Here is a 507-nt window from a genome sequence, read left to right on the forward strand (position 1 = left end):
GGTAACAGCACGGCACAAGCGGACATGGATTACCTAAAAGCTCAGGCTAAGTATGATGTGGCTAATGGTATTAACGATGGAACCGTGCAGTACACGGGTGTTGCGACCTATGCAGACAACTTGCATTTAGCAGCCAATGGCAATCCGATGAACCTAGTGCTGAATGGTACTTCTGCGTTTGACGTTGATTTTGTCAATGACTCACTAACGGGTGACTTGACGTTTACTGACAAGAACATTGCCATCACTGCTAATATCAATGGCAACACCTTTGCTGGAACCAATGCGGCGAACAACGTTGCGACGGCAGGTGGATTCTATGGTGAAGATGCAAACTTCCTAGGCGGTATCTATCAAGAAGCACTGAATAGTGAAGGTAGCGATGTACCAGGAACAGGCACTGATCCAGGAACGGGTACTACTTTCCAAGGTACCTTTGGGGCTACAAAGCAATAAAGTAATATGACTATATAAAGCAAAGAAAAAAGCGCTCTAGGGCGCTTTTTT

At 45.6% G+C, this 507-nt stretch carries 1 protein-coding gene; it reads left to right on the forward strand.

Annotated elements, in window-relative coordinates:
• Positions 1-456: transferrin-binding protein-like solute binding protein (locus ACTXGJ_RS12660; RefSeq protein ID WP_443566164.1), on the forward strand; the 456-nt coding region annotated here is incomplete at its 5' end.
• Positions 457-507 lie beyond the last annotated feature (51 nt).

Origin of the sequence: Psychrobacter sp. 1Y11, from assembly GCF_052259045.1 — a bacterium.
Lineage (GTDB): Bacteria > Pseudomonadota > Gammaproteobacteria > Pseudomonadales > Moraxellaceae > Psychrobacter.